General features: G+C 69.5%; 1 protein-coding gene. It reads right to left on the reverse strand.

All coding sequences use genetic code 11. The features are described from left to right. The coding region (locus HT102_RS15650; RefSeq protein ID WP_192040389.1) for a non-ribosomal peptide synthetase at window positions 1-8,725 on the reverse strand (8,725 nt) is incomplete at both ends.

Consider the following 8,725-nt stretch of genomic DNA (forward strand, 5'->3'; position numbering starts at 1 on the left):
CTCGCGGGGACCTGGTCACCGAGCGGGACAAGAACCTCGGATGGCTCGGCCGCGAGGGCATGGGATGCATCGACTGGCGCCACGAGAGTGGGCTCATCGAGCCCGGCGAGCGCGTCGGCCCACGCCGACAGTGCCTGTTCGGCATCCTGCTGGCCCAGCCAGGCCAGGAAGTCCCGGTACGAGCGGGGCGCGGGAAGATGCTGCGCGTCCCCCCTGGTGGCGTAGAGCGCGAGCAGTTCCTTGATGACCACCGGCATCGACCACCCGTCGAGCAGCACGTGGTGGTTGGTGATGAGCAGGATGTGCTCATCGGGCGCGACGCTGATCAGGTGCATCCGGATCAACGGCGCCGAGTCCATGCGGAACGGCGTGAGCTGATCCGCCTCGCGCAGCTCGCTGGCGCGCCGTCGTGCCACGTCCTGCCCCAGGCTCGTGAGATCCGAATGCTGCCAGGTGATCGCGGCGCCATCCACGATCACTTGCAGGGGCGACCCCGTGTGATCGTGGACGAACACGGCCCGAAGATTGGCGTTCCTGTCGAGGAATGCCTGGCCAGCACGCTGCCATCGATCAGCATCGACGGTGCCCCCCAGATGCAGCACTGTTTGCGCGATGTACGCATCGCGGCCCTGCCCCGCGAGCATCGCGTGGAAGAGCAGCCCGCCCTGCAGCGGCGTCAGCGGCCACACGTCGCGGACGTCGAGCCCGGCATCCCGGTAGCGGCGGGTGATCGCGTCCAGGGTTGCCTGGTCCACGGCCACGAGCGGGACGTCGGAGGGCGTGAGGGTCGCCGCTTCCGGATGCCGCGCGAGCGTAGCGAGCTCGGCGAGCGCCTGGCGCCAGTGCGCGACGATCTCCTGCGCCTCGTCGCCGGTGAACAACGCAGCGATGCGGGACAGCGATCCGCGCAGCACCAGTCCGGACTCGTCCTGCACTGCGGTGACGTTGATGTTGAGGGCGCCGGGCGCGCCCATCGAATCGTTCGCGGTGCCGCTCGCACCTGCGATGCTGCCGTCGGGCAGCCAGCCGTACTCCTCGGTGGCGACCACGGCGGAGCTGCTCCCCACGCGGCCGAGGTAGTTGAAGGACAGTTGCGGGACCGGCATCCCATCGAAGGCCGCGGCCGTGCCGGGATTGGCGTAGCGCAGCAATCCATACCCCATGCCCTTGCGGGGGATGCCCGCTAGCTGCTCCTTGACCGACTTGATCAGGCCAGCAGCAGCAGCGGTGCCAAGCGGGGACGTGACGTCGGCGGGGACGTCGATGCGGGCGGGGAACACATTGGTGAACCAGCCGACGGTGCGGGAGAGGTCCGCTCCCGGAACGAGCCCCTCCTCGCGGCCGTGCCCCTCGAGGTTGAGCAGCAGCGGCGCCGCGTCGTGCCCGCGGGCGGCGCGATAGCGCGCGATGGCCACGGCCAGCCCGGCGAGCAAGGCATCGTTGACGCCGGTCCGGAAGAGTTCCGGGAGGTCGTTGATGATGGGCTCCGCGATCTCCGAGGGCACGGCGATGTCGTGCCATTCCAGGTCACCCATGGTGTGGATCGCGGGATCGAAGGCAGCGCTGCCCAAGGGGGCATCATCGCTGGGAATCCTGCCCAGCCACCAGTCGAGCTCGGCAATGGTCCTCTCCTCGGTGGCCAGGCCTACGAGCGCGTGCGCCCAGCGGCGCAGCGAGGTGCCCACGGGATCGAGCTCGATATCGTCGCTGCCCGCGCTGCGGGCCCAGGCAGTGGCGAGATCGGGAAGCAGGATCCGCCAGGAGACGCCATCGACCACCAGGTGGTGGGCGAGCACGAGAAGCCTCCCCGTGGTGGCCGCGCCGGCGGCTGGCTCGAACCATACGAACTGGATCATCTCGCCCCGCGCGGGGTCCAGCCTGCGAGCGGCCGCGTCATGCTCGGCACGCACGCGGCTGGCGAAGGCCGCGCTGTCCGTTATCTCCTCGAACACCACGTGGCGGATGGCCGGGGTGGTGTATGTCGCGGGAGGGACCGTGAGCTTCCAGGCTCCCGCGCCGTCCCGGGCGAACCGGGCGCGCAACGCGTCGTGGCGCGCGAGCACCGTCGCCACGGTGCGCTCGAGCTGCTCGCCGCCGGCACCCGGGGGAAGGGTGAGCAGCATGCCCTGGGAGAACTTGGCGAACGCACCGCCGAGCTCGGTCATCCACTGCATCACAGGCAGCAGCGGCACGTCGCCGACGCCGCCGCCGGGAAGCTCCTCGAGGAGGCTCGCGCCGGATTCGCTGGCCCACGTCGCGACCCGGGCCAGCGCGGCGGGCGTCTTGTGCTCGAACACATCGCGCGCGGTCAGGATCACCCCGGCGGACTTGGCGCGCGCCACGAGCTGGATCGACATGATGCTGTCGCCGCCGAGTGCGAAGAACGAATCATCCACGCCGACACCCGTGGATCCGAGCAGCTGCTCGATGAGCGCGACGATGGCCTCCTCCATCGGAGTGGTCGGAGCCCGGTGCCGGGTGGAGGCGGTGCGGAACTGTGGGTCGGGCAGTGCCTTGCGGTCGATCTTCCCGTTGGGGGTGAGCGGGATCTGCTCGATGAGCATGATCGCTGCCGGCACCATGTAATCGGGAAGCACGCCACCGACATGCTCGCGGAGCTCGTCGACGTCGGGCGCGGGCCCGCTGGGCGTGACGTACGCGACGAGCTGCAACTGGTTCGCGGCGCCGCGGACAGCGACGGTCACCGCGGCATCGACGCGCTCGTGCTGGGCGAGCGCGGCGTCGCTCTCGCCGAGCTCGATGCGGAAGCCGCGCACCTTCACCTGGAAATCGGATCTCCCGAGGTAGGCGAGGGAGAGCTGCCCGTCCCGATCCCTGGCCCATTTGGCGATGTCGCCGGTCCGGTACATCAGCGATCCCGGGGCACCCACCGGAGAAGCGACGAAGCGCGAGGCGGTCAGCCCGGCACGCTGGTGGTAGCCGCGGGCGATGCTGGCGCCACCGACATAGAGCTCCCCCGGGACACCCTCGGGGACGGGGCGCAGATGATGGTCGAGCACGAGCGCGACGCTGCCGCGGACCGGGCCGCCGATCAGCACCGGATCACCGGGCTGCGTGCGGGCGGACAGCGAGGCCACGATGGTGGTCTCGGTCGGGCCGTAGGCGATGTGGAAGCTCCGGCCGGGCGCCCACCGCTGCACGAGCTCCGCGGGCACCGCCTCCCCGCCCACGACGACGGTCGCGAGCTCGGGGAGGCTCGTCGGCGGGGCCGAGGCGAGCGCCGCGGTCGCTACGAACGCATGGCTCACGGCCTGGTCGCGCAGGAACGCCGTGAGCTCCTCGCCGCCGTAGATGCCCTGCGGGGCAATGCACAGGCAGGCTCCACCGGGTATCGCCATGAGCAGCTCGAGCATGGATGCATCGAAGCTCGGGGACGAGAAGCGCAGCACCCGCGAGCTCGTGGTGATGCCGAAGCGATCGTGCTGCTCGCGCGCGTAGCTAGCGAGCCCGCGGTGGGTGACCAGCACGCCCTTGGGGTTCCCGGTCGATCCGGAGGTGTAGATCATGTAGGCGGGGTGGTCGATGCGCAGCGGCGCGGGCAGCTCGGCCGCGCTCAGCGGTTCGGCCGGGAGCGCGGCGAGATGATCGGCCAGGCTCGCGCTGGAGAGGTCGACCACGTCATGGTCCGGGTACTGCTCCGGGACCGTGGTGACGATGAGGCGCGTGCCGGAATCCGCCAGCATGTAGTCGATCCGTTCCCGCGGGTAGGAGGGATCGACCGGGACGTAGGTGGCTCCGGTCTTCGCCACTGCCCACTGCGCGACCATCGACGGGATCGAGCGCGGGATGCTCACTGCGACCGGCTGCTCGGCACCGGCGCCGTGCTGGATGAGCAGCCGCGCGAGCTGATTCGATTGCTCGTCGAGCTGGCGATAGGTGAGGGTCCTCCCGTCCTGCGCGAGCGCGGGACCATCCTGGCCGCGGGCCACCGCCTCCGCCATGAGCCCGGACAGGTGCACAGGCTCCTCGGCGGGCGATCCGGCGACGGGGTGCAGCTCGGCGAGCTGATCCGCGCCCAGCAGAGGGAAATCGTGCACGTCGCGGCCCGGATCGGACACGATGCCCTCGAGCAGTCGCACGAACCGCTCCGCCATCGCCGCGATCGTGGATTCGCGGAACAGGTCGGTCGCATAGGTGATGTTCGCGCGGACGTCATGCCCATCGGGCATGCCATCCGCGATGGCGACGTGCAGGTCATACTTGGCGATCGCATGGCCCGGGGCGACCCCGGTGATGGTGAGGCCGTCGAGGGTGAACTCGGGTTGCTCGAGGTTCTCGAAGCCAAGGATCACCTGGAACAGCGGGCTGTGCGCTGCGGAACGCTCGGGCGCGAGCGCCTCGACGAGCCGCTCGAAGGGCACGTCGGCATGGCCGAACGCACCGAGCACGGTCTCGCGGTTCCTGCCCAGCAGCGCCTCGAAGCTCATGCCGTCATCGATCCTGGTGCGCAGCACAAGCGTGTTGACGAACATGCCGACCAGGTCATCGAGCGCTTTGTCGCCTCGCCCCGCGATCGGGGTGCCGATGGCGATGTCGCTCGTGCTGGAGGACCGTGCGAGCAGGACGGCGAGCGCCGTCTGGAGCACCATGAATGTCGTGGCATTGTTGCTGCGCGCGAGCGCGCCAAGCCGTTGGTAGAGCTGGCTGGGGATGGTGAACTCGTGCACGGCGCCGCGCATTGACTGGACCGCGGGGCGTGGATGATCCGTGGGGAGCTCCAGCACCTCGGGCAGGCCCTCGAGCTCGGATCGCCAGTAGGCGATCTGCTGTGAGGCGAGGGAACCTGGATCGGACTCGTCGCCGAGCACCTCGCGCTGCCACAGCGCGAAATCGGCGTAGTGGACGCGCAGCGAGTTCCAGCCGGGCTCGATCTCGTGGAGCCGCGCGTGATAGGCCAGCATGATGTCGCGGGCGAGCGGTGCCATCGAGAACCCGTCGGCCGCGATGTGGTGCAGCACCAGGACGACGACGTGGTGGTCCGGCGCTATTTCGAATATGGCGCCCCGCACGGGAATCTCGCGGGAGACATCGAAGCCGCGTGCCGCGATCTCGTGGACCGATTCCTCCGCCCCTTGCTGGCTGGCCGTGTGAATGGGCACCTCGAGGGGGATCTCCGACATCGGCAGGACCACTTGCGCCGGGGTGCCGTCGACAGCGGGGAACACTGTTCGCAGGGTCTCGTGGCGAGCGATGACGTCGCGGATCGCGCCGCGCAGGGCGTCTCGATCAAGCCGCCCGGCGAGCCGCAGGGCGAGCGGCAGGTTGTATCCGCCGGACCCTGGCTCGAGCTGGTTGAGCACCCACATGCGGTATTGCGCGAGCGAGAGCGGCACGCGCTCGGGGCGGGGCCGGGCAACGAGCGGGCGCTGGCGTTGCTCCGTGCTGGTGTGCTCGGCCCGGTCGGCGAGGGCGGCCACGCTGGGGGCGTCGAAGATGTCCCGCACGGCGAGGGCGCTGCCGAGCGCCTCGTTGATGCGGGCGATCACCCGGGTCGCGCTGAGGGAGTTGCCGCCGATCTCGAAGAACTCGTCGTGGGCGCTCACCTCGTCCATGCCGAGCACGTCCGCGAAGACGGCGGCGATGGTCTCCTCGACCGGTGTGCGGGGGGCGACGATCTCGCGGTGGATCGGGGAGAAGTCCGGCTTGGGCAATGCCTTGCGATCGAGCTTGCCGCTGGGGTTGAGGGGGAACGCGGCGAGCACGGTGATGTGGGCGGGAACCATGTACCGCGGCAGGCGTTGCTGGAGGTGGACGATGAGCTCGTCGCCCGAGACATCGGCCCCCTCATCCGGCACCGCGTAGGCAACGAGGTAGTCGCCCGTGCTGTCATCGGTGGCGAGGAGGACCACCGCCTGGCTGACCACTGGGTGCGCGAGCAGGGCGGCCTCGATCTCGCCGAGCTCGATGCGCTGGCCGCGCAGCTTGATCTGGAAGTCGGTGCGGCCGAGGTACTCGAGCACGCCGTCGTTGCGCCACCGCACGAGGTCGCCGGTGCGGTACATCCGCTCGCCGGGCGCGCCGATGGGGCTGGCGACGAAGCGGTCGCAGGTGATCGCTGGGCGCTTGAGGTAGCCCCGCGCGAGCTGCGCCCCGGTCAGGTACAGCTCGCCGGGAACCCCGGGGGGCACGGGGTGGAGCCGCGCGTCGAGCACGAGCGCGCCCGTGTTCCATTGGGGCACGCCGATCGGGACCACCGTGGCGTTCTCGTCGAGGACAGCGATCTGCTTGGTGACCGAGACCGCCGCTTCCGTCGGGCCGTAGAGGTTGTGCGCCCGCGCGCCACTGATCGCGTTCCAGCGGGCGACGACGTCCATCGGGAATGCCTCGCCGATGACGAAGATGTCCCGCAGCGTGGCGATGTGCTTGCGGTCGGCCACGGTGACGAACACCGAGAGCGGCGAGGGCACGAAGGTCGTCGCGGTGACGGAGTGCTTCTCGATCATCGACGCGACGTAGGCGGGATCCTGGTGCATGTCCGGTTCGGAGATGACGAGCCGCGCCCCGACGGACAGTGCCCACCAGAACTCCCACACCGAGACATCGAACGTGGTGGCGATCTTTTGCAGTACCACATCGTCGGGGTCGAGCTGGTACTCCGCTTGCTTCCAGGCGATCTGGTTGACGATCGCCGCGTGGCTGACCATCACGCCCTTGGGCCGTCCCGTGGAGCCCGAGGTGAACATGATGTAGGCCGTGTTGCCCGGGCGCAGCACGCCATGGCGGTCGGCATCGGTCACGGGGCGATCGCTGTAGGCGGAGACATCAGTTTGATCGACCTGCACCACGCGCGTTCCGCCGGGCATCGGCACCGCATCGTGCGTCGTGGTGAGCACGCACGCCGGCTCGGATGCCTCGAGCACATAGTCATTGCGCTCGCGGGGGTGGTCGGGATCGATGGGAACGTACGCGCCCCCGGCCTTGACGATGGCATACATCGCGATGAGCAGCTCGAACGACCGGCGGATCGAGAGCCCGACCGGGACCTCAGGACCAACGCCTTGCTCGATCAGGTACCGGGCGAGCTGGTTCGAGCGGGCATCGAGAGCGGCGTAGGTCATCGTGTCGTCGCGGAAGACAAGCGCTATCGCTCCGGGCGAGCGCGCTGCCTGCGCATCGAACCTCTCGGCGAGGTTCGATGGCTCCGCGGCAAGATCCTTGTCGTCGCCGCGCCCCCAGGATTCGAGCACGAGGGCCCGGTCGCCGGGCTCGAGGATGTCGATGTCGCCGACCGGTGCCGAGGGATCAGCAGTGGCCTCGTCGAGCAAGCGCACGAACTGGCTGGCCAGTCGCTGGATGGTCGATTCGTCGAAGAGGATCGTTGCGTAGGTGAATGCCGCATGCAGCCCCAGCGGCTTGCCCTCGTCGCTGAGCTCCTCCTGGACATGCAGGTGCAGATCGTATTGCGCGACACCGGTATCAACGGCGATCGGTTCCACGACGAGGCCGGGCAGGCGCAGCTCGGGACGCTCCAGGTTCTGGTAGGAGTAGCCGACCTGGGCGAGCGGGGCATGGGCTTGCGAGCGGACCGGGTCGAGGACCTCGACGAGCCGCTCGAAGGGCACGTCCGCGTTTCCGAACGCGGTGATGTCCGCGGCCCGGGCTGCATCCACGAGCTGGCTGAACGGGGACGCCGGATCAACAGGGGTGCGCAGCACCAGGGTGTTGACGAACATCCCGACGACCTGGTCGAGCGCGCGCTCGGCGCGACCAGCCATGGGAGTCGCCACCGTGATGTCTGTGGTCGCGGAGATCCGCGCCAGCAGCACTGCAAAGGCGGCGTGCACCAGCATGAACGGTGTTGCCGAGTGCTGCTGGGCAAGCGTGGCGATGCGTGCGTGCAATGCTGCCGGGATAGTGAACCGCACGTTGCCACCGGTCATGTCCTGCACGGGGGGCCGGGGGTGATCGAGCGGCAGCTCGATCAGATCGGGCAGCCCCGACAGTGCCTCGCGCCAGAACGCGATCTGGCGGGCCGCGATCGATCCGGGGTCGGCCTCGTCGCCGAGGACCTCGCGCTGCCAGATCGCGAAGTCCGCGTACTGCACCTCCAGCGGCTCCCACTGCGGAGCGTTGCCCTCGCGCCGTGCGATGAAGGCGGTCATCAAGTCGTTGATCAGCGGGGCGAGCGACGACCCGTCACCGCTGATGTGGTGCATGACCACCACCAGCAGGTGCTCCTGCGGCCCTGCTCGCCACAGCGCGGCGCGGATCGGCGGGGATGCGGTGACGTCGAAGCCTTGCGCCGCGAAGCGGAACGCTGCCTCGCGCACGCCCCCGGCGGCCTCGGCCTGGTGCAGCGGCAGGGCAATGGCGGCCTGATCCGGCTGCTGGACGACCTGGATAGGGCCGTCGGGCGTCGCCGGGTAGTAGGTGCGCAGCACCTCGTGGCGCGCGACGAGGTCGCTGAACGCGGCGCGGAGCGCGTCGATGTCCAGCCGACCGGTGAGGGTGATGGCCAGCGGGATGTTGTAGGCCGCGGACGCCGAGTCGTACTGGTTGATGAACCACATGCGTTGCTGGCCCAGGGAAAGCGGCAGCACCGCTGGCCGCTTCACGCCCGTCAAGGGCGGCCGGTCGTCGCTCGCCCGCGCGCGGGCGCTCGCTGCTTCCGCGATCGCGGCGACGGTGGGGTGCTCGAACAACTCCCGCACCACGAGCTCGCAACCGAATTGCTCATTGATCCGGGAGATGGCTCGCGTTGCCA

Source organism: Lolliginicoccus lacisalsi (assembly GCF_014841105.1).
GTDB classification, from domain to species: Bacteria; Actinomycetota; Actinomycetes; order Mycobacteriales; family Mycobacteriaceae; genus Lolliginicoccus; species Lolliginicoccus lacisalsi.